Source organism: Oceanobacillus limi (assembly GCF_900111445.1).
Lineage (GTDB): Bacteria > Bacillota > Bacilli > Bacillales > Amphibacillaceae > Ornithinibacillus > Ornithinibacillus limi.
Map to the genome: position 1 here is coordinate 114,953 of NZ_FOHE01000010.1, position 21,869 is coordinate 136,821.

The following is a 21,869-nucleotide window of genomic DNA, read 5'->3' on the forward strand; positions in this document are numbered from 1 at the left end:
TTAAGTGTTGATTTATTCTTTTGAACGTTGATTCCTCCCTATTTAATGTTGATTTATCCTTTTGAACGTTGATTCTTCGTTATTAAATGTCGATTTTTCCATTTATCCCCCCAACACCTGTTTTTATAAACCCCTGTACGATTTTATAAAAAATGCACTACTCCATAAGAGCAGTGCATTATTAAACAATTAATTATTATATAAAATCGGCCCAGCTGGTCCTAAATCGATACCGAATAGCATCCAAACTATTAACATAATAGACCAAATAATTAGGAAGAAAATTGAATAAGGGAACATCGTTGATATCAATGTACCAATTCCCATTTTCTTATCGTATTTCTGAGCAAATGCAATAATAATTGCAAAGTATGTCATTAATGGCGAAATAATGTTTGTAGCAGAATCGGCTACACGGTACGCCATTTGTGTTAATTCTGGAGAATATCCCATTTGCATCATAATCGGTACAAAGATCGGCGCCATCATCGCCCATTTAGCTGACGCACTACCAATAAAGATATTGATAAATGCTGCTAATAGAATAAATAAGATTACCAGTGGAATACCTTCAAGGTTTACACTTTGTAAGAACTCCGCACCATACACTCCAAGAACTAACCCTAGATTAGATTCATTAAAGTAAGCAACAAATTGACCTGCTGTGAAGGCTAGTACAATGAACATTCCCATCGATGCCATTGTATCTGTCATTTGATCCGCAACATCTTTATCATTACGAATTGCTTTTGTTACCATTCCGTATACTATTCCAGGAATAAAGAAGAGAATTGCAATAATTGGTACCAAAGAGCTCATGAATGGAGACTCAATGATTGGTCTTTCCCCAGTTCCACGCATTGGTGCGTTTTCTGGTAATACAAGTAAGGAAACAAGAATAGCCCCAATTAATAATGCAACACCTGACCATACAAGGCCTTTCTTTTCTGATGAAGCAAGCGTTTCTAGCTTTTCACGATAATCTCCTTTATACTCTCCTAAACGCGGCTCTACTATTTTCTCAGTTACCCATGTACCAACGATCGTTAGTACGAACACAGAAACAATAATAAAATAATAGTTCATTGCAATATTCATATTATCTGCATAGGTAGGATCAAAAATTGCTGCACCAGCAATCGTTAATTCTCCTAATAATGCATCTGTTCCTGATAGAAATAGATTGGCACTAAATCCACCGGATACACCAGCAAATGCTGCAGCCAAACCAGCTAATGGATGGCGTCCAACGGCAGCGAATAATAACGCTCCAAGTGGTGGTAATACAACATAACCTGCATCAGATGCCACACTTGACATAATACCCGCAAATACAAGACCTAATGTAATGAATCGCTTCGGTACACTTAAAACAAATCCTCTTAGCAACGCACTAATAAGTCCTGATCTTTCGGCAACTCCAATTCCTAACATCGTCAATAACACAACTCCAAGCGGAGCAAAGCCAATAAAGTTATCGGTCATGCTAGAGAAGATATATTGAATCCCTTCTGCATTTAGAAGGTTCTTAACTTCTACGATTTCTCCCTCTTTACCAGGGTGTTCAACACTAATTCCAATCGCTGATACGATTGCTGATCCAATTAATACAAGTAACGCTAATATTGCGAACAATGTAACAGGGTGTGGTAACTTGTTCCCTACGTACTCTACCACATCAAGAAAGCGTTGAAAGAACCCCTTCTTCTTTTGATTATCCATTAAATATGCCCCTTCCTCTTTGTAGAATAGAATAATCAATGATAATATTCTGAAAATAACACTCAATATATAGTGCAGTGTTTATTATATACGGGTCATTCTATAATTAAAATAGCAAATGAATAAGTAAAAATAGTAAATAATTTCACAAGATTACTTAAATGTGTAAAATTCCCATGAGAGTGAATAAAAGTATAATTATAATCCAATTTGCTTTTTTATGCATTGCTATTAGACTTTTTAGTCATCCCTAATAAAAAAACCAACATACAATTCAGGCTTGTACATGGCTTTTATCTACTATTTATTCCATTCGGTATATAACTGATAGGCCGACAATGCGACTTCTTGTCGCATTATCGGCACTAGCACGTCCTATGCGGTAAAAATCCTTCTTCAACCAGGAAGTTGGGAATGCCCCCACCAGCTGAATAAACTTTCACTTTATTTACTTATCTCAACAACACTCTCGAAGAATGGATTACCTTTCATGCCCACCCATAAATCAGATTGTTCTATCTGATAAGCTAGTTGTAATAGTCGGTGTTCTTCTCCTTTAGACGCCATTACTTGGACACCTAATGGAAGTCCTTCATCTGATAGAAACACGGGCAATGACATTGCTGGCTGTCCTGTTAGATTAGCAAGCTGCGTAAACGGTGTGTAAGTTAAACTAGGTAAAAACATATCATAAATTAATTCTTGTTGCCCTTGCTTATCAAGCAACTGAACACTTTCACGTAGCTTCTCCTGTTCCGATTGGGAATGGGTCAATTCACCGACCCTTGGTGCTGTAAATGCTGTTGCAGGTGTGATATAAAAATCATATGTTTCATGTAGCTTGGCCATATTGGCAGCAGCAACATCCCATGAAGCGAGACTCGCTGAAAATTCAGCTGCTGTTACCGATTTACCTGCGACATGTAAAAGCCATGTTTCAATTTCAACATCTTCAGCAGTAATCTTTCTTCCAAATCCTTGTTCCATTTTTTGAATAACAGAAGAGATTTCCCCACTATTCATTAGGTAATAATCCCGCATTAACTGGACTCCATCAACCCCATTATCCTTTTCCTCAACATGATGTCCTTGTTCTTCTAACCAGCTAATCGTTTTTTTGACTGCTTGTACTGCATCTTCTGAAACCGGTGTACCAACTGGAGACTTGGTTGAAAAAGCAACACGTAATGGTCTTTCAAATGTTTGACCTAATGTTCGTTTATAACCATTCTTGTACAGCGGAGTTTGAAAGGCTGCTTCTGGCTGAATAACTTGCAAATTATCTAGCATTGCAGCACTATCCCGAACCGTTCTGCTTAACATAAAATCAATTGAAGCTCCTTGCCACTGTCTTCCTACTCCGGGCCCAACTGGAGTACGTCCTCTTGTTGGCTTCAATCCAAATAATCCACTGAAAGAAGCTGGAATTCGAATGGACCCACCCCCATCGCTTGCCCCTGCAAGAGGTACTACTCCGGAAGCAATAGCAGCCGCAGATCCCCCGCTAGACCCACCTGGCGAATGCTCCATATTCCACGGGTTGCGTGTCGGCCCATAGTGAACAGGCTCTGATATATTTTTCAAACCAAATTCTGGCGTATTCGTGTGACCAATAAACCGAAAACCGGACTGACGTATTCTTTGTACTAAGTGAGTGTCACTTTTCGAAATGTTTTTCGCTAATAACTTCGACCCTGAAGTCAAAGGCTCGCCTTGCAGTGCTTGTGAAATATTCTTTAGTAGGATTGGCACACCAGCAAACGGAGCACCTTTATCGATAACCTTTTCTGATAGCACTTTCCCTTTCCTATTATGTACCACTGCATTTAAAGATGGATTAACTTTCTCAAGCTGTTTTAAACTATGTTCAACTAACTCATCAGAAGTTACTTCTCCTATTTTTACCAATTCTGCCATTTTCGTTGCATCTAATGATAAAAAATATTGTGCATCCATTATAATCACTCCAAGCCATTCTAAAATATTTCTATTATAGCACTTTTATCCAGTTAACTAAACGTTCTAAGAAAATACAAAAGACAACGTTTGCTAGTTTGAAGTATAACAATTGTAAAACTACGACATTATAGTAACAATGATCTATTACGTAAAGGAGGAAAATAATGAGTAAAAATATACCACTTACTGCTGCTGAAATCTCTCACCTATGGACTTCCTATATGAATGCCAGTCTAACAAAAGGAGTTACAACATACTTCTCAAACAAAGTAGAAGATGAAGAAATAGAACCAATAATTAATAAAATGCTATCTATGGCAGAAGAGGCCTTACCTAAATTAACCAGTCTGATTCAAAAAGACAATCATCCTCTACCAAATGGTTTTTCATTAGAAGAAGATATCAATGTGTCCGCCCCTAAATTGTATACAGATAACTTCATGCTAGAATATGTACTAAACGAATGTGCATTAGGTATGAACTATGCATCTACGGCATTATCTAACAGTACGAGGGAGGATGTTTATTCATATTACTCCGATTTATTAGCAAATTTTAATGAATTGCATCGTACAGCAATGAACATAGCTTTAGAAAAAGGTATTTATGTACGGCCGCCAGTTATTCCTACGCCTGACAAAGTGGACTTCACTAAAAAACAAAGCTTTTTAGCTGGCTGGTTCGGGAATCGTAGGCCACTCGCAGCACCAGAAATCACTAACTTATATGCAAATATAAAACGCAATGCGCTTGGTGCAGCAACATTAATGGGGTTTAGTCAAGTAGCCGAATCGAAAGAAGTAAAGTCATTTACATTACGAGGAATTGAAATTGCAAGGAAACATATCAATATTTTTAGTGAACTACTTGAGAGTAGTGATGTTCCCGTTCCTATGGGATCCGATTCTATGGTTACAGCTTCTTCTGAGGTATCACCTTTTTCCGACAAACTAATCATGTACCATACAGCTGGTATGATTGTTCAGGGGATTGGTTTTTATGGGAATAGTATTTCGACAAATGTTCGAAGGGATATAGCAACACAGTACGCAAGGCTAATTGGAGAAATAGCACTATTTTCAGAAGATGGGGCGAATATAATGATCAAAAATGAATGGATGGAACAGCCTCCAAGAATGATTAATCGTGAGGAATTAGCCAATAATAATTAATGAAAGGAATAGATACAGATGTTTATAAAGTATAGCAGACCTTTATATCAATCAGCATATTTTCTATTTGAGTTAATTTACTCTCGCCCCATAATAAATTCCTTCAAATACGATGTAGAATAGGTATGAAAGCATGGAATCAAAAATATCTAGTAAGGACCAAAAGTTAGCTGCACTACTGTGGAGTATCGCCTTACCTGGTTTTGCACAATTACTCCATAGAAATTATATTAAAGGAATCCTTTTTATTGGTTTGGAAATTATGATCAATGTAATGGGGAATTTCAACACCATCATTGTGCTAAGTTTTAATGGATATATTCAAGAAGCAATTAATGAAACCAACTATCTCTGGCTCATGTTTTATCCTTGTCTATATTTCTATGCGATGTGGGATGCATACCGAGACGCTGGTGGTGGTAAAGAACCCTTTGCCTTCTTACCTCTCGTTTTCTCTGCCTATTTTGTCACAATAGGCTTAATTTTTTCGCCGTCATTTACAATATTTGGATATTTACTCGGACCTATGTGGTTACCCATCGCCTTTTTACCCATCGGTTTATTAATAGGATCAATTATTAGATGGATCCTACTTAAATCATACGCCACAAATGAAACGAATAACCTATGAAATTTTGCTCTCATCATCCTATAGCATGAGAGCATTTTTTGTAACTATTGATTTCAAATTTTTTGAAAATTATCTTGACAAATCACACTAGTTTATTTAATGTGTATATAAAATAACTACTATTATTCAGACTACTCAATTCAACTAGTCCACTACACCTAGTATACGATATAAATCACCATGTCTATACTAACACGTATTATTTTCACACCTAGTTTTTCACTTAATCTATCCTATTTATTTCACACAACAACAATGCGAATCATTACTTCGACCTATTTATTAAGAACTACTATTTTATATATAATTTTCATAATATTCGGAATGGAGTGTTACTATGTCAAACCAACCCGTATTGAATGTGGATAGCCTCAAGACATACTTTTACTTAGACCAAGATCAAGTAGCAAAGGCAGTAGATGATATTTCTTTTTCTATTTATCCAGGTGAAACCGTTGCCTTAGTAGGTGAATCTGGTAGTGGAAAAAGTATTACCGCTCTATCCATTATGCAGCTTATTAATAAACCCGGACGAATCATTAACGGGACAATTCTAATGAATGATACAGAGTTGCTTAAATTATCAGCTAAAAAAATGACCAAAATTCGTGGAAATGATATTGCAATGATCTTCCAAGAACCGATGACAGCGCTAAATCCAGTTTATACAATTGGAAATCAAATTACGGAAATGCTACGTAAGCATAAAAACTTATCCAAAAGTGAAGCACGAATAAAAGCGGTTGAATTACTTAAAACAGTTGGAATACCACGTGCAGAAGAAGTTATTGATGAATACCCGCACCAGCTTTCAGGTGGGATGAGACAACGGATTATGATTGCAATGGCCATTTCCTGTGATCCAACCTTACTAATTGCTGATGAGCCGACAACTGCTCTCGATGTTACCATTCAAGCACAGATTTTGGACTTAATGGCAGAAATGAAAGAAAAATTCCAAATGGCATTATTATTAATTACCCATGATTTGGGAGTAGTTTCTGAATATGCGGATCGCGTAATGGTTATGTATGGAGGACAAATCGTCGAGCAAGCGCCAACAAAGAAATTACTACGTGATACAAAGCACCCATATACAAAAGGGTTACTTGATAGTTTACCTAACCTAGATGAAGAAGTAGATCGATTAGGTGCAATTAAAGGCGCAGTACCTCCCGCACATGATTTTCCATCTGGGTGCCGTTTTTCAACTCGTTGTCCATTTGTAATGGATAAATGTACACAATCAAATCCAGAATTACAGGAATTAGAGAAAGATCACTTTGTACGCTGCCATCTTTATGATAACGGAGGGGATACACTTGACTAACGTAGAAAAAAGTATCGTAGAAGAAGTAAAAAAGGAAGAGATAACAAAAGACGTACTTGTAGATGTTCAAAACGTCAAGAAATACTTTCCTATTAAAGGTGGAATCCTAAAACGTACAGTCGGACATTTGAAGGCTGTTGATGATGTATCCTTTCAAATACATAAAGGTGAAACGCTTGGAATTGTTGGTGAATCTGGGTCTGGAAAATCAACCTTAGGGCGAGTAATGCTCCGATTATTAGATCCAACAGATGGAACAATCAACTTTAATGATGTAGATATTTCCCAACTAAAGAAAAAAGAAATGAATGAATACCGAAAAGATATGCAAATTGTATTTCAGGATCCTTTTGCCTCGTTAAATTCGAAAATGAGCGTTGGCGAATTAATTGAAGAGCCATTATTGGTTCAAACCTCTTTATCAAGATCAGAAAGACAACAAAAAGCAGCAGAAATGATTGAAAAAGTAGGTTTACGGCGATCTGATTTACAAAAATATCCACATGAGTTCTCTGGTGGACAAAGACAGCGAATTAGTATTGCTAGAGCTCTAGTATTAGAACCGAAATTTGTTATATGTGATGAACCTGTTTCTGCATTAGATGTATCCATTCAGGCACAGGTATTGAACTTGATGAAAGATCTTCAAGATGATTTAGGGCTAACTTACTTATTTATTGCACATGATTTAAGTGTTGTTAAACATATCAGTGATCGAGTAGCGGTTATGTATTTAGGTAGAATAGCTGAAATTGCACCAAAGAAGGAATTATACAATAATCCGCTTCATCCGTATACAAAAGGACTCCTCTCTTCTATCCCAGTCATTGACACAGAAGAGGGTGGGGAGAAACAACGTGAACGAGTGAAATTAACAGGAGATTTGCCTAGTCCGGCGAACCCTCCTTCAGGCTGTACGTTCAGAACTAGATGTCCACTCGCGCATGATCGTTGTATTACCGAAAGGCCAGAATTAGTTGAGAAAGAGGATGGTCATTTCGTTGCTTGTCATTTATATACTTCCTAGATCTATATATTCATACGTTATCTAATTTACTATTAGTTCTTGGCTATCAGTCAAGCTTTCTAATAGAATAATTACTCCTTTAAGGAGGTGGTGAGTAGGTAGTCGTCGTTTATGTATTGTTATTATTAGAAACTAAAATCTAAAGGGGGAATTACCTTGTTTAAACGTTTCAATGTAAAACTAGCGTTTCTTATTTTCATCCTTTTGCTAGGTATCACACTTGCTGCATGTAATAGTGATACGACTAGTGATGATCCTTCTAATGATCCAGAAGAATCCACCGAAAATAATGAAACAGAAAATAATGAAACTGAAGAGGAAGAAGAACCTGCAAATGATGAACCACAAATGGGTGGGGATTTAGTTGGTGCGATGGATACAGCTCCTGCTGGTGTATTCAACCCAATCTTTTATGAGGAAGCCTATGAAGCTAATATCTTAGACTTCACACATGAAGGTCTTCTAAGTCAAAATGAAAATCTAGAATTCGAACCAAACTTAGCTCATGACTGGGAAATCAACGACGACAATACTGAAATCACTCTATTCCTAGAAGAAGGCGTTACATGGCATGATGGTGAAGAATTCACAGCTGATGATGTCGTATTTACGTACAAATCAATTGCAAGTCCTGGCTATATTGAAGCAGGTGGGGTTCGTACAGAATACGTAGATAAATTAGTTGGATATGAAGAATTTGTAAATGGTGAAACAGATGAATTTGAAGGTGTCGTTGCAGAAGATGACTATACCGTTACATTTAAATTTGCTCAGCCTAACGTAACTATCTTAAAAGATGTTGCATTCTCTATTATTCCTGAGCACGTTTTCGCAGATGTTCCTGTTGCAGAAATGCCTGAACATCCTGCAACACTTAATGCAGGGGAAGTAATTGGTACTGGTCCTTTCGCCTTCACAGAAATGCTTGAGCGTGAGCAATACGTATTAGAAAAACACGCAGATTACTGGAAAGGTGAACCATACCTTGACTCCGTTACATGGCGCATTGTCGATCAATCTGTAATTCTAGGTCTATTAGAAAGTGGAGAAATTGACTTTATCGCAGATCCAAACGGGGTTCCTGCAGCAGATTATGAAACAGTCGCTGCACAAGATCATATCGAAATCATTGAGCAACCTGACTTTGGATATCAATTAATGGGCTTCATCCACAACCATCGTACAACAGAAGATGCTGAAAGTGGAGAAATTAATCCTGATAATTGGGTTGCAAACGAAGACATGAGTGACCAGCTTGTCCGTCAGGCTATCGCATATACAATTGACCGCCAAGCAATTGTTGATGAATTATTACTAGGTCATGGATCTGTAATCAATGCACCAATTGCTCAACAATTCTGGGCTTATGATGACAGTGCTGCAACAGATTATTCAGCAGATCTTGACAAGGCAAATGAATTACTTGATGAAGCAGGCTATGTTGACGCTGATGGAGATGGATTCAGAGATACTCCAGATGGTGAAGAATGGATTGTTAACTTAAACTATCCTACTGGAAACCAGCTACGTGAAAGATCAGCACCAATTCTTCAACAAATGATTGAGCAAGCAGACATTCAAGTTGATCTAAGACAACCAAAAGAAATGACTGCTTATGTGGAAGACTTAACAAACAATACCGAAGATTGGGATCTGTATCTAATAGGCTGGAGCTTAGGTAGTGGTGACCCTGATCCATCTGGATTATGGAGAACACAAGATGCATACAACTTTGGCCGTTGGAAAAATGAAGAATCTGATCAGTTAATCGCTGACGCACTTACACCACCTGATGCATTTGATCAGTCTTACCGTGAAGAAGTTTATAGTGAATGGCAAGGTGTATTCTCAGAAGATCTTCCTGCCCTTTTACTATATGCTCAGAACAAAATCTACGGAATTAATGAACGTTTAAATGGTGTTGCACCAATGCCTTACGGGTTTAATAATGACCCTCACCTGTGGTGGGTATCTGAGTAATAATGATTAAATGGATAAAGAGCGTGTGGATTCACCTCATGCTCTTTTCCTTTTAAGTTACATACCCTTGATAGCACGAGAGCATAAGCTCTCAGTCGGCGACTAAGGATGCTAATAATTTCCTATCAGCCAACTACTAATCAATTCGTATTCGAAAAACCAGGGGGGGAAATTCGATGTACAAATATATCATTCGTCGCATACTTGTTTTTATTCCGATGCTTTTCGCCCTAACGATCATTGTATTTGGGCTTGCTAAAGCGGCACCAGGTGATGCGTTAACAGGTCAACAGCTTGCTGATCCAAAAGTAAATCCAGAAGTATATGAACAACAACGAGAGGCATTAGGATTGAATGATCCAATTCCCGTTCAATATTGGAATTGGCTAAGCTCTGCAGCACAAGGTGATTTTGGAAAATCCTTAGTGTTCAATGGTCGGTCAGTTGCAGAATTAATTGAGTCGCGTGTTGCTAACACACTTTATTTAGGATTATTTTCACTGTTTATTACAATAATCGTTGCGATACCAATAGGGATATATTCCGCAAGAAAACCGTACTCCCTACTTGACTACGCAGCTACAGGTTTTGGTTTTCTTGGTTTAGCAATACCAAATTTCTTTTTTGGTTTAATTGCCATTTACTTTTTAGCGATTAATTTAGGGTGGTTCCCTGCACAAGGTACTTTATCTGGGCCAGGAGTTGAAGGCTTTGCCGCTTTCGTAGACCGTATCCATCATATGGTATTACCAGGTATCACACTTGGATTGGCAGGTACGGCAACCTATATGCGTTATATGCGCTCCGAAGTACTTGATGTTTTAGGGAGTGATTATATTCGTACAGCAAAAGCGAAAGGTATGTCTGATCAAAACGTACTCTATAAGCATACACTTCGAAATGCGCTGATCCCTATCATCACCTTAATGGGATTTGAAATAGGAGTACTATTAAGTGGGGCAGTTATTACCGAGCAGGTTTTCCAATACCCAGGACTTGGAACGCTGTTTATCAGTTCAGTAACAAACCGTGACTTTCCTGTAGTTATGGCGATTACCCTAATACTTGGAATTCTAATTCTAATAGGAAACTTATTGGCTGATATCTTTTACAGCATTATTGATCCAAGAATCCGATATGATTGAGGTGAATTCATCCTATGCAACCAAATCCACAAGAAACATTATCTACACAACCTGAACTTAGCCCTAAAAATAACCAGGCTAAAAGTAAAAGCCCATTAAAATTAGCAATGGGTAGATTTTTAAAGAATAAAATGGCTGTAATTAGTGTAATTTTCTTGGTCGTTATTGTCTTAGTGTGTCTCCTTGCTCCACTGTTTACGAATCAAGATCCTGTCGAGACAGACTTATTCCAAATTGAAAAAAGTCCGAGTGAAGAACATATCTTAGGTACGAACGGTACCGGACAAGATAATTTTGCGCGTTTATTGTACGGTGGACGTATCTCCCTATTAGTTGGATTTAGTGCAATGTTCTTCACATTAACCATTGGTATATTGTTAGGATCCCTTGCAGGTTACTACGGTGGGAAAGTGGATAGTATTATTATGCGAGCAGCAGACATCATGCTTATGCTACCGTTCTTAGTATTAACGCTTACAATCATTGCAATACTCGACAATATCACCATCCCAATTTTTGTAACGATCATTGCGGTCACTTCTTGGCCAAATTTAACCCGTATTATTCGGGGAACGTATTTATCGTTACGAGAACAAGAATTTATTCTTGGTGCACGCGCGATTGGTGCAAGAGATTTTCGCATCATTTTAAGACACTTTATACCTAATGCGATTGGACCGATTATTGTTAATGCAACCTTAATGATGGCATCTTATATCATCATTGAATCCGCACTAAGCTTTATCGGCTTTGGTATCCCGCAACCGACTCCTACATGGGGGAACATGTTGTCTGAAGCAATGAATGTTCGAATTTTACGTGATCACCCAGAGGCTTGGATTCCTCCTGGGATTGCCATTTTTGTTACCGTATTAGCAATTAACTTTATCGGGGATGGGCTTCGTGATGCCTTTGATCCAAAAAGTAAACAAAGATAATTTTTTCTCATAAAATAACCTCTCAATCCGATAATATTGAGAGGTTATTTTAATGCAATACACTTTTACATTGTTTGTACCGTTCTTGATGGATGATGCGTCGTAAAAAATGTATTCAAATATGAAGTTGATGGTGGAATACTTATTCCACCAATGAGAGAAAAAAGGATTCATCTAACCATCATTGGGTCCAAATAGCCGAACGACGATCCTACTCAATTACGAGGGGGTTCCTCATTCCGCAAAATGGTCGAAATAACTCGTTTGGAGCATGGTTTCGGTTCCTCTTTCTATTGCCTAGTATTTACAGATTTCCTATACTAGTCATGGCATAATACTATATTTTGCCAGTGATCTAACAACAGCGGAGGCAAAATGCGAAGACTCCTTGAAAATACAAACCAATTTTCTACGTGCGATGTTAAGCTGCCGAAGCATTCCTTGGGACTGCGATTACTCGTCCCACCGAAAACCCTTGTTCTGCGGAAACAGCACGAATCCGAAGTCCCCGCAAGATACACCAACGTCTATTAGTACCTCTTCGAAGTCAATTCCTCGGCGCAAGGTAACAAAGAAGCATATTCAATTAGTTCCCTGGCTGAGGCCGTGCCCACGGAAAGCAAGTATTCTGTCGTTGAAGTTTTATACCGCTAATAAGTGAATAGTAGCAAACTCCAACATAAAGTTATGTCACATATATATAATGCGTCGTTACTTTATTATGTTATGGCACAAAGAACTGCATAGTTATTGCATATAGGGTTAACCTATTCTTGGAGGTGCATACGATAATGAGTGATAAACAAGATAAAACACCAAAAAATATAAAAGTAGAACTCGGTGGAATGGGGCTTTACGGCACAACAAGTAACCAAGAAATAGCTGGATATAAGATGTCAGGTGACATCGAAAATGCTGGACAGCTTGATAAAGGTTTCAAAAAAGAAAATGGTAGCTCTGGAGCGAAGCCTTCTTTAGATGAGCATAACCAAAGAGATTAATCGAGTGAATTATTAATTAGTGAAAATTCTCCCCCCACTTCCCCCTGGTTTTACTTACAAGTTTGAAGTGGGGAGGCTTTCGGCTTGCTGGTGCCGACAATACGACAGAACCGTTGCGTTTATTTCTGCCTGCTATTTATATGTGGGATAAATACATCTCCAGTTAGAATGAAAATTATTATTACTCAGTTATTATTGACTTAAGATACATTTCCTTTAAATGTTATTTATTCATCACTTCTAGCAATGCAGCTCTCGTTTTAGGACCAAAAATACCATCCACATCATATGGGGTATAAACAGACTGAAATCTTTTTACGGCATCTAAAGTTGCCGGACCAAACGATCCATCTACTCCTTTATGTGACTTATTCTTTTCTGGATAAAAATAAACAGATACTAAAGCTTCCTGCATTTTCTTAACGGCTTCTCCCTTATCCCCATATCGTAATACCTTATTCGGTAACGAAGCAGTTGTTTTAAGATTCTCTGCTATTTTGGCTTGTGTATTTGGTCCTGCTATTCCATCAACTGCTAACCCATTCTGTTTCTGAAAATCTTTTACAGCTCTTTCTGTGGCTGGGCCAAATAACCGATCCTCCTCAAGATTAAATCCTAGTTGATTTAAATCCTTTTGAAGTTGTAATACATGGGGACCTTTATCACCTCTTCTAGGATATTTTGATCCAAAATTAACATATAGTTCTGGATCAACTGCGTTTGGTTGCCCTGATGCATAGCGTCCATCATGAATTTCAAAGTGTAAATGTTGACCAGTGCTGTTACCTGTTGAACCCATGCGTCCTATCTGATCCCCTTGATCTACCTTCTGTCCAACTCGAACATTATAAGAATGCAAATGAGCATAATTGGTTTCAAAGGTTCTACCATTAATATTATGCAAAATCATTACAACATTACCATAGGTACCTAATTGCCCAACTCTAGAAACAATTCCGGAAGCTGATGCAAGGATTGGTACATTCCCGCTTTTTGCAATATCAGTTCCCGAATGAAAGGAACGGTTACCGGTATTCGGAGCGGTTCTTACACCAAACGAACTTGTTACTCTTCCCTCACTAGGTTTTATAAACATACATAAACACCCTTTGTTAGAATAGTTTTTTGAAGATCAAAATCCTTATTTCTTACGGAGCGTTTGTTTATATAATTGATTTAATAATACAGAAGCCCCAACAACTAACACACCTTGGATAAAAGCTGTGATCGTAAAGCCTAAAATTAAGAAAGATAAGATCACACCTAAAATTAGTAATATCCATGGAATCACCCAATTCGTAATATATGGTGTCCTCTTTAAAAAGAAGCCAAAAATTAGTAATACAGGTATTAGAATAAATGCTTCGTCAAATATATAAGGTTGCATAAGCTGGAATAATTCCATCTTGTTCACCTCCCACTATATACTCTATGAATACGTATATATATTGGTAAAGGCTGACTCATTAATAGAATGAAAAATATAAGATTTAATTTTGTGTAAACAATTGAATGGATTATAGAACAATAAAAAAGCCTTTCTAATCTGTTTAGGGATTATGAAAGACTTTTTAAAAATACTATTAATTTGTGGAAATCCAAAGCAGCAAAAATATAATTATATTTAATTATTTAATTGATTCTTTTAGTTCATCTAGTTTCTTACGAGCTGCTTCATAATCAACATCAAGATGGGTTAAGAAATCAAAAATGGGCTCTTGAGAAAAATTCTTTCTTAAATAAAGATAGATATTCGGTTTCTCATGTTTAAGGACTGCCATAATTTCAGGGGTAGGTAAATCCAAATAGTTTGTTTTAACCCTTAAGAAATTGCGAATAAAGTTTTTAAACGGGATGACATTTCTCAGATCTTCATCCTTTAACTCCCTTAACAGCTTATCAAATCGTTCAAATGCTGCTTTTAGTTGTGGTTCATCATAGTTCACTTTAAAACCTCCTTCATTATCTTGCCTAAATAAAAACTGATTGAAAGGAGCTTTTTTAAATAGGCAGCTGGCTGGCATTGTATAACATTAGCCCCTATAGCTTTGCGTCCTTGCTTTTCAACAAGTTTGCCATTTTACTCGTCACATTATAGCATAAAACTATTTCCATAGGTAAAAAGTTGCACAAAAAAAATTAATGGAAAATTATGAGAGTTCCCCCTATAATAAAAGGGTGCTTTCTATACATTGTTCATCTATAGAAAGCACCCAATTTATTACTACTTTATGACTGTTAAATTTATTAAAATATGCATAAAATTTACTTACTATAGACTGTAATTCATGAACCAATTGGTTTAGCTCTTCAGCAGCATCAGATAGCTGTTATCGGATTAAACTATCTCTATTGCACTTGCTTTAATTTCAATAGCCAACCCAAAGTTGTTGCTTACTACACTCGTTCCGATTTCCATTGCAGAAGCTGCATCACATGTTTCAGTTTGGATCTCTTCAATGATTTTAATAGTTTTTTCGTTGATTAACTAGACACCCCTGCTAGTTAATCATCATTCCCCTACTATTTGTATCTAATCTATCATACAAGAATTCGCTCATGCGTTTTTAAAAAAAGTGCCATATGTTCCTTTAAAAATTCTACATAACGGTCTACTTCTTCCAATGTCGTATATGGAGAAATAGAGAAGAATTTATGAGCATACACTGGAATACGCTGATCTACATCGATCGGCTTGATTAAGCGCTGCTTTTTCGTATTTCCAAAGAAAATTGTATCTCGTTCCATTCCTAGAACTTCAGCAAACGCATCATTAAACTGATTTATTTCCGTCATTTCTTCCAGAGTCAAATTACCATTTCGCTCATCACTCCACTTTCGTTCCTCTGGATAAAAGCGGAACGTGGTGATTGGTGAAATCTCATTCGTCAGTGCTACATTGGGCACTTCCGAAGTCAACGTATTCCGAAACGCAATATTCACACGAATATAATTTGCTAATAGGCGTTGATAGCCTTCCACACCAAACGCCAGTAAAGAAGCATAGATAGCCATGGCACTCCCCATTCGCGAGCATTCAAGCGTATAACTCGTATGATAGCTTCCATAGCCACGATTTCCGACATAAGGTGTTTCGGAAACATCTAAATCAACATATTGAAGGTACTCTTTGTCCTTGATCAAAAACAAACTAGTGATATAAGGAGTTTGTCCTAGTTTATGAAAATCAAAAACCATACTATCGGCGATACGTATGTTTCTAAACTTCTGTACATAACCCATTAATACATCACATGTATCTTCATCTAAATGTAATGGATTGTTTTCGAAGTCATAGTCATTAAAGAAGGTATACATTCCTCCCATTGCAGAATCAGCATGAATATAAATCGGTTTTAAACCATTCTCTTGCTCCAGTTTTTCCGTAATCCTTTTAACCTCTGCTATGTCATCTATACCAAATGTATCCGTCGTACCCATGGTTGCGAGAACATAAAGGGGGATCCCACCATCTTCTATTACTTGATTCATTTTTTCTTTTAAATCCTCTAAATCCATCGAGTGATCGTCTTTAACCTTCACTCTGATCATGTTATCAACGCCAATTCCTGTTGCTTCAACAGATTTATATAAACTGTAATGAGATAACTCGGAACAAAAGCAATACAGATTTTGAGGAATACCTTTACGATTAGACTCGATATCGTAACGGGCAATAGCAAGACGCAAGGATTGGAAGACAGCTCCTTGTCCGCCCCACGTTGTAAAACCTGCACTAGCGTTGGCATCATATCCTATTATTTTTGAAAGCATGCTTGTTACTTCAACTTCAGCTGTCGCAGCTGCCGGTCCTTCTACGTCCCATAGATTATTCCCGTTGACCAATACCATAATCAAGTTTCCTAATAAACTAGCCGTATTAGGCAGTGGTGCTGCATTTGCTACATAATTCTGATTTACATAACGATGACCTTTTACGAGATCTAAGAGTTTTTGTACAGTATTGTCCATTGATAATCCCATTTCTGGAACTATCGCTTGTTCGACAATCCGGTTATAATAATCCTCGGTATACTCCGGCATCTCACCTAATGTTAATTTAGAAGGATCTTTTAATCCATCTATTTCCGTAAGTATCTGTTTCATACTTTTTATTAATTCTTCTCGTTGATTTTCATTACCATCGATACTAGGAAACAACTTTTGTATGTCATTCATTGCTGTCATACACTTAACCTCCATATTTTCACAAGGGTTGTTATTCTAATTAAATACATTCACGATCCATTTAAATAGCCCTACTACATCTAAAAACACAATAATAATTGCGATTGGTGTAACATATTTTAACAGGACAAACCATATAGAAAAAAATATATTGCCTATGTTTGATCCTTGTTTTAATTCGCTATACAAGACGTCCTTTGACACAAAACGTGATACAAAGACCGCAATCAATAACGCCCCTAAAGGCATCAAAATATTACTTACTGTAAAATCCATTAAGTCGAAAACTGTTTTATTAAAGAACTTTACGTCTGACAATACACCATAGGATAAACACGACGGTATCCCAACGATGAAAATAAGAATTCCCGTTAACCAAGTATACTTTTTACGCTTCGTAGCATCACTTTTAGTTACCGAGGCGACAATTATTTCTACCATGGAAAAAGCTGATGTTAATGCAGCGAATAAAAATAAGATTAAAAAGGCTAAAAACAACACCATTCCAAATGGCATATGATTAAACACTGCAGGTAAAACGGCAAAGATGAGCACCGGTCCAGCATTTGGTTCGAGCTCAAAAGCAAAGACCCCTGGGAAAATCGCCAAGCCTGCCATCAATGCGATAATCGTATTTAATAGGATGATAGAAATAGCTGATTTTGGTATGTTTTGGGTTTTCGGTAAATACGAAGCATAGGTCACCATAACCGATACACCTAAGGAAAGTGTGAAAAAGGATTGTCCTAGCGCAAATAATATACTTTCAGAGGTTAGCTTCGAAAAATCAGGTACTAATAAAAACTTAACCCCTTCCATCGCACCGTCTAAACTCAACGAGCGAATGACTAACCCAATAAATAATATAAGCAAGGCTGGCATCATGATTTTACTTGCAACTTCAATCCCCTTTTGGATACCTTGAGAAACGACAAGTATCGCTATCAGCATAAAGGTGAATTGAGCAATTACGGTAGAAAAAGGATTCGATATAATATCTTCAAATAAGTGCATGTATTGCTCATCATTCTGTACGCTTAAACCGCCAGTTACTATTTTTACAATATATAAGATAATCCAACCGCCTACTACACTATAAAAAGACAAGAGTATAAAACTAGTGAAAACTCCCATTTTCCCAATGAAACCCCATTTTGGATTGGATGCTAGCTTTCGATATGTATCGATTGGATTGGTTTGTCCTTTTCTCCCAATAAGAAATTCTCCCATGAGTAGTGGCATTCCTAACACTAATGTAAATGTGATGAATAAAAAGAAAAATGCTCCTCCTCCACCTGTTCCTGCAACGTACGGAAATTTCCAAATAGCCCCCAAGCCAATTGCAGACCCTGCAGTTGCTAGAATAAAGCCTATTTTAGATTTCCACTGTTCTTGTTGTGCCATTCTGATTCCTTTCCTTTTATACCATTCCTTATTTAAGCAAAACAAATTGGAAATAAAAAAAGCCCACACATCTCGGTGGACATAAAGTAAAAATACTTCATAAAGTACTATCTCCAACCTTTTCGGCAACCCGGCTACCATAGAAATTATTCATTAGGCCCGCAGCTTTGCGTCCTCATTTTTCAATGAGTTTGCTATTATCTAAGGAATGATCTTAAAAATATGTTTTTAAACTTATGCTAGCTAAGTAAAACTCTTGTGTAATCAAGTTCATAATACAAACGCCTTAGCTTACTTACAATCACAAGTATGATTTTACTACAATAATTCACTCAATAAAAGGCTTTGTCTTCTATTCCAATTATTGTATAAAAGAAAGAATTTTATATAACATTTGATATACTTATTCTTATTTTCTATAAAAATACCAATCCTTTTAATAATCAAAAGCTAATCATTCCCCTTGAAGAATAATTAGCCTTTATATAGATGTAACTTCTTCATATGAATAAAGGATGGAGCATGCTATACAGCCATGCTTACCTTATCTTCAGCATGATCACTTTGATTGTCTTCAATATTCCCTACTTGATTGGTTGTCATTAATTGATCTACTTCACTTTTCAGTTCTATTAGACTTTTAGCTTCCTGAACAAGTATTTGCATCGTGTTTAATTGATCGTCACTTATCTCTACTAACTCCTCAAACATTTCAACAGATTCATCAGAGATAAACGTTATTTCTTTTAAGGTAGACATTATTTGTATCGAACTAGAAGAAATTTCTTCGGTTGATGCTGAAGAGTTTGTATTACTTTCCGCAATGACCCTTGTAGCAGCTAAAATCTGTTCAAACATGTCCCCTACTTCTTCAATGGTCTTATTTGTATCCTCAAACTCTTCGGTACCCTGTTTCATTGATTTTACAACTACATCTGTTTCTTCGCGAATGCTTCTTACAATATCGGATACCTCAGAAGAAGACTGTCTTGATTGTTCAGCCAATTTACGAACCTCGTCAGCAACAACAGCAAACCCTTTCCCGTGCTCACCAGCTCGTGCCGCTTCTATGGCAGCATTTAAGGCCAATAAATTTATTTGCTCCGAAATATCTGTAATCACCTTAACTATCGTACCAATTTCGTTTGACTTTTCTCCTAATTTGCTAATAGCGCTATAGGTCGTGTTTATTGTTTGATTAAAATTATCCATTTTCTCCACGGAGTCTTTTATCTTCTCGTTACCTTCTCTTGTTAACTCTAACGTGGTGTTTGATTGATCTGAAATTTGTGTTGATTTGGCTGATAAATCTTCAATCGCGCTTGTCATTTCTTCCATTGACGCTGAACTCTCTTTTGTAGCCACTAATTGCTTCTCTAGCCCTCTTCCCACTTCATCCATTGCCGCTCTTACAATATCGGCTTTCTCAGATGCATATTCACCACTTTCTGTTAGATACTCTCCCTTTTTTTGAACATTGGTTGTAAAGTAAAGGACGTCTTTTTTCACACGATTTAAAAATTCAATCAGCTGATTAAATGTTGAATGCATTGAACTTCTTTCCTCAACTTTACTTATGAGAGTCCCCTTAGACAGTTCTTCCATCTTATTTGTTATTTCTTTAGATAAATGAGGATTTCTCTTTAACTTAAAGTAATTGTATCCAAAATACCCTGATGTAGCCAATAAGAAAATAATGATACCTAACAAAATACCTTCCATATATAAAACACCTATTTCTACTTATTATTTTTAAATTTATTACTTAAAGTTCTCTTAAAACAATATACGTTCCATCAGCAGTATCTGAAGGGATACGATTTAACCTATTATTATCCTGATAGTGGTGAACAATAAAGTTCCCCTCGAAATCTTTATACTTGTGTATATTGTGGTATTTTTCAAGCACTTGTACAGATTTATTGTTGGTTGCTTCCGCTAATACTGCTTCTAGCCCTTCAGAAGCTGCCTTTTCGATAAGCATATTTCCTAAATGTTGGATTACTTCACGACGGTTATGCTTTGCAACTACACCTATCATGAATATATGTAATAAATCCCCATCTTCAATTTCTTTCCCATTTCTCTGTTGATAATCTTCTATAAATCGTTTATCAACATCCTCTAATACGTTTAGAATAACATTCATATCATAAAAAGATCCCTCAAATACATCTTCGCCGATTATCTCAAGTTTATTTGTGTCCCCGGCGAATACCCCAACTACTTCATTTTCATCGTCTAGAGCCACCGCACAATACCCTTGATCTACTGTAGCGTTCAAATAGTCTTTGACAAAATGATAGAAATCTTTGTACTCGATATTTAATGTGCCGACCATCGGTTCTTGTATCCATTTACCTTCTACATCCACCCCAATAAATGAACGGGCAAGACATTCCGCTGCTTTATCGATTTTCTCTGGTTCTTTTAATGTTACTATTTCATATGTATATTCCTGTGTTGTTTGCATTCTTTATGTCCTTTCAACATTTGATTTACATTTTTTACTTCTTTAATAAATCTATCTTTACTTTTAACTACTAATATCTATTAGGCGTTTATGTCGGAAACATTTTTAGCAATTCTACCTGAGAATTCAATTCGCTCCAACACATTACGTATCTGCACTTGGGCTATCTTAGATGATGGATTTACAACAATAACTTCCTTAAATCCAAGGCCTGTGTAAAACTGCATCGTTTGCTCTAATTGTGGTACAACTTTCGAAGGAACTGGAGTTTGATGGGTTGCATCCACAACAAACTTATAATCCTTCCGCGATACTTTATCGATCGTTTCCTGTAAATCTACTAAATAACTATCTGCATCTGCTTCCCTGATTAATCCATGGACTTGAATATGTACTTCCTTATTTGTTTCATGAATCGCCATTTTATATTTCTTTTTATCTACTACGATCATACTATTTCCCCCTTTTACGTATTTTTTTCAAATGCTGAAAATCTAGTTGTTTAAATAATACTTCTGTATTTAATTGGGCATTCCATCAAATCCTCCATAAAAATGACGTACTGTATTACCGACAACTATTTCATAAATCCTCACATAGAACTATGATACCACCATTGTAATATAATAGTAAATAAGAACTACAAAAAAACAATATTCACGCATCATCGCAAGTAAAAAGTCCTGATTATTATATAATAATTTCTAAAATATACTGAATATGAGAGTAAATATAAAATTAGTAATGTAACAAAGGTACAAGCAGTATGTGTAAAATACTTACTAGATAGCAAAACAATTTATTTTTAGCAAAAAAAGAGAAAGCACTCTATCATGAATGTTTGCTTTGATAAGCACATTTTAAAAGAGGCCTTCCCTTAGAAGAAAGTAATATTTAAC

18 protein-coding genes and 2 riboswitches are annotated in these 21,869 nt (G+C 36.6%); of the genes, 8 read left to right on the forward strand and 10 right to left on the reverse strand.

The window, feature by feature from the left end; genetic code table 11:
• Positions 1-189: 189 nt before the first annotated feature.
• Entirely contained in the window at positions 190-1,722 is a 1,533-nt protein-coding gene (locus BMX40_RS12025; RefSeq protein ID WP_090870216.1) for an AbgT family transporter, read from the reverse strand.
• A 444-nt stretch (positions 1,723-2,166) separates the two neighbouring features.
• Positions 2,167-3,678 (reverse strand): amidase, encoded by a 1,512-nt coding sequence (locus BMX40_RS12030; RefSeq protein ID WP_090870218.1) that lies wholly within the window; start codon positions 3,676-3,678, stop codon positions 2,167-2,169.
• Positions 3,679-3,845: 167 nt separating this feature from the next.
• On the opposite strand from BMX40_RS12030, the gene BMX40_RS12035 reads away from it, so the two are divergent.
• From BMX40_RS12035 to BMX40_RS12070, 8 genes are all read left to right on the forward strand, one after another.
• Positions 3,846-4,853 carry a DUF3231 family protein gene (locus tag BMX40_RS12035; RefSeq protein ID WP_090870220.1) on the forward strand — a complete coding sequence of 336 codons (1,008 nt, stop codon included), beginning with the start codon at positions 3,846-3,848 and terminating at the stop codon, positions 4,851-4,853.
• A gap of 133 nt (positions 4,854-4,986) precedes the next feature.
• On the forward strand, positions 4,987-5,484 hold the full coding sequence (locus BMX40_RS12040) for a hypothetical protein (protein WP_090870222.1): 498 nt from the start codon (positions 4,987-4,989) through the stop codon (positions 5,482-5,484).
• 337 nt (positions 5,485-5,821) lie between these two features.
• Positions 5,822-6,814, forward strand: coding sequence for an ABC transporter ATP-binding protein (locus BMX40_RS12045; RefSeq protein ID WP_090870224.1), 993 nt, complete (start codon positions 5,822-5,824; stop codon positions 6,812-6,814).
• Entirely contained in the window at positions 6,807-7,841 is a 1,035-nt protein-coding gene (locus tag BMX40_RS12050) for an ABC transporter ATP-binding protein (RefSeq protein WP_280139677.1), read from the forward strand. The genes BMX40_RS12045 and BMX40_RS12050 overlap by 8 nt, the downstream gene beginning before the upstream one ends.
• A 156-nt stretch (positions 7,842-7,997) precedes the next feature.
• Positions 7,998-9,821, forward strand: a complete 1,824-nt coding sequence (locus BMX40_RS12055) for a peptide-binding protein (protein WP_244513510.1) — start codon at positions 7,998-8,000, stop codon at positions 9,819-9,821.
• Between the two features lie 176 nt (positions 9,822-9,997).
• Positions 9,998-10,966 carry an ABC transporter permease gene (locus BMX40_RS12060; protein WP_090870229.1) on the forward strand — a complete coding sequence of 323 codons (969 nt, stop codon included), beginning with the start codon at positions 9,998-10,000 and terminating at the stop codon, positions 10,964-10,966.
• Between the two features lie 14 nt (positions 10,967-10,980).
• Positions 10,981-11,904, forward strand: coding sequence for an oligopeptide ABC transporter permease (gene opp4C / locus BMX40_RS12065; RefSeq protein WP_090870231.1), 924 nt, complete (start codon positions 10,981-10,983; stop codon positions 11,902-11,904).
• Between the two features lie 791 nt (positions 11,905-12,695).
• Entirely contained in the window at positions 12,696-12,905 is a 210-nt protein-coding gene (locus tag BMX40_RS12070) for a hypothetical protein (protein WP_090870234.1), read from the forward strand.
• A 223-nt stretch (positions 12,906-13,128) separates the two neighbouring features.
• On the opposite strand, the gene BMX40_RS12075 is transcribed toward BMX40_RS12070, so the two are convergent.
• The 8 genes from BMX40_RS12075 to BMX40_RS12110 form a co-directional block, all read right to left on the reverse strand.
• Positions 13,129-14,001: a peptidoglycan-binding protein gene (locus BMX40_RS12075; RefSeq protein ID WP_090870237.1), complete on the reverse strand. Its 873-nt coding sequence runs from the start codon at positions 13,999-14,001 to the stop codon at positions 13,129-13,131.
• A 45-nt stretch (positions 14,002-14,046) separates the two neighbouring features.
• Positions 14,047-14,310: a phage holin family protein gene (locus BMX40_RS12080; protein ID WP_090870239.1), complete on the reverse strand. Its 264-nt coding sequence runs from the start codon at positions 14,308-14,310 to the stop codon at positions 14,047-14,049.
• 223 nt (positions 14,311-14,533) lie between these two features.
• On the reverse strand, positions 14,534-14,851 hold the full coding sequence (locus BMX40_RS12085; RefSeq protein ID WP_090870242.1) for a hypothetical protein: 318 nt from the start codon (positions 14,849-14,851) through the stop codon (positions 14,534-14,536).
• 59 nt (positions 14,852-14,910) lie between these two features.
• Positions 14,911-14,992: riboswitch (cyclic di-GMP riboswitch) on the reverse strand.
• A 454-nt stretch (positions 14,993-15,446) separates the two neighbouring features.
• Complete coding sequence (locus tag BMX40_RS12090; RefSeq protein WP_090870275.1) at positions 15,447-17,084, reverse strand: pyridoxal phosphate-dependent decarboxylase family protein; 1,638 nt, start codon at positions 17,082-17,084, stop codon at positions 15,447-15,449.
• Positions 17,085-17,129: 45 nt separating this feature from the next.
• Entirely contained in the window at positions 17,130-18,497 is a 1,368-nt protein-coding gene (locus tag BMX40_RS12095; RefSeq protein ID WP_090870277.1) for a sodium-dependent transporter, read from the reverse strand.
• A 121-nt stretch (positions 18,498-18,618) separates the two neighbouring features.
• Positions 18,619-18,703: riboswitch (cyclic di-GMP riboswitch) on the reverse strand.
• A gap of 319 nt (positions 18,704-19,022) precedes the next feature.
• Positions 19,023-20,219 (reverse strand): methyl-accepting chemotaxis protein, encoded by a 1,197-nt coding sequence (locus BMX40_RS12100; RefSeq protein WP_090870244.1) that lies wholly within the window; start codon positions 20,217-20,219, stop codon positions 19,023-19,025.
• Positions 20,220-20,262: 43 nt separating this feature from the next.
• Positions 20,263-20,970 (reverse strand): hypothetical protein, encoded by a 708-nt coding sequence (locus BMX40_RS12105; RefSeq protein ID WP_090870246.1) that lies wholly within the window; start codon positions 20,968-20,970, stop codon positions 20,263-20,265.
• Positions 20,971-21,050: 80 nt separating this feature from the next.
• Complete coding sequence (locus tag BMX40_RS12110) at positions 21,051-21,422, reverse strand: hypothetical protein (protein WP_090870248.1); 372 nt, start codon at positions 21,420-21,422, stop codon at positions 21,051-21,053.
• Between the last annotated feature and the right edge of the window lie 447 nt (positions 21,423-21,869).

Bases quoted from the DNA above. Each gene is read 5' to 3' on its own strand.
- BMX40_RS12025 (WP_090870216.1), bottom strand. From the start codon at position 1,722: ATGGATAATCAAAAGAAGAAGGGGTTCTTTCAACGCTTTCTTGATGTG.
- BMX40_RS12030 (WP_090870218.1), bottom strand. From the start codon at position 3,678: ATGGATGCACAATATTTTTTATCATTAGATGCAACGAAAATGGCAGAA.
- BMX40_RS12035 (WP_090870220.1), top strand. From the start codon at position 3,846: ATGAGTAAAAATATACCACTTACTGCTGCTGAAATCTCTCACCTATGG.
- BMX40_RS12040 (WP_090870222.1), top strand. From the start codon at position 4,987: ATGGAATCAAAAATATCTAGTAAGGACCAAAAGTTAGCTGCACTACTG.
- BMX40_RS12045 (WP_090870224.1), top strand. From the start codon at position 5,822: ATGTCAAACCAACCCGTATTGAATGTGGATAGCCTCAAGACATACTTT.
- BMX40_RS12060 (WP_090870229.1), top strand. From the start codon at position 9,998: ATGTACAAATATATCATTCGTCGCATACTTGTTTTTATTCCGATGCTT.
- opp4C (WP_090870231.1), top strand. From the start codon at position 10,981: ATGCAACCAAATCCACAAGAAACATTATCTACACAACCTGAACTTAGC.
- BMX40_RS12070 (WP_090870234.1), top strand. From the start codon at position 12,696: ATGAGTGATAAACAAGATAAAACACCAAAAAATATAAAAGTAGAACTC.
- BMX40_RS12075 (WP_090870237.1), bottom strand. From the start codon at position 14,001: ATGTTTATAAAACCTAGTGAGGGAAGAGTAACAAGTTCGTTTGGTGTA.
- BMX40_RS12080 (WP_090870239.1), bottom strand. From the start codon at position 14,310: ATGGAATTATTCCAGCTTATGCAACCTTATATATTTGACGAAGCATTT.
- BMX40_RS12090 (WP_090870275.1), bottom strand. From the start codon at position 17,084: ATGAATGACATACAAAAGTTGTTTCCTAGTATCGATGGTAATGAAAAT.
- BMX40_RS12095 (WP_090870277.1), bottom strand. From the start codon at position 18,497: ATGGCACAACAAGAACAGTGGAAATCTAAAATAGGCTTTATTCTAGCA.
- BMX40_RS12100 (WP_090870244.1), bottom strand. From the start codon at position 20,219: ATGGAAGGTATTTTGTTAGGTATCATTATTTTCTTATTGGCTACATCA.
- BMX40_RS12105 (WP_090870246.1), bottom strand. From the start codon at position 20,970: ATGCAAACAACACAGGAATATACATATGAAATAGTAACATTAAAAGAA.
- BMX40_RS12110 (WP_090870248.1), bottom strand. From the start codon at position 21,422: ATGATCGTAGTAGATAAAAAGAAATATAAAATGGCGATTCATGAAACA.